Origin of the sequence: Mesorhizobium sp. M8A.F.Ca.ET.208.01.1.1, assembly GCF_004791315.1 — a bacterium.
Classification (GTDB): domain Bacteria; phylum Pseudomonadota; class Alphaproteobacteria; order Rhizobiales; family Rhizobiaceae; genus Mesorhizobium.
The window spans coordinates 1-301 of record NZ_SRUT01000308.1; the positions used below are offsets into that span (position 1 = coordinate 1).

1 protein-coding gene is annotated in these 301 nt (G+C 63.8%); it reads right to left on the reverse strand.

The genetic code is table 11. The features are described from left to right. A partial coding sequence (locus EN851_RS37590; protein WP_245520908.1) for a glutathione S-transferase N-terminal domain-containing protein occupies positions 1 to 301 on the reverse strand: 301 nt, incomplete at both ends.

A 301-nucleotide genomic window follows, 5' to 3' on the forward strand; every position in this document is an offset into this window, starting at 1 on the left:
CGGCGGTGTAGTCCTGGTATTTCTGGCTGAAGGCGACGTCGGATCCGGCGCTGAGCAGCACCGAATTCCACTCCTCCGACGCGCTCTGCGTGCGGGTCAGCGCCATGCGCAATCCGGCATCGACCAGCAAGGCTTCGTCGACATAGCGTGCAATTGCACCTGTCTCGAACAGGCGGAAACCGTCATGCTCGAAGGCCGGGATGCGGCCGAACGGGTGGCGCTCGAGATACCAGGCCGGAATGCCGTCGGCGGCGAATATGTCGACAGGGGCGAGCTCGTAGTCGACGCCCTTTTCCTCCAG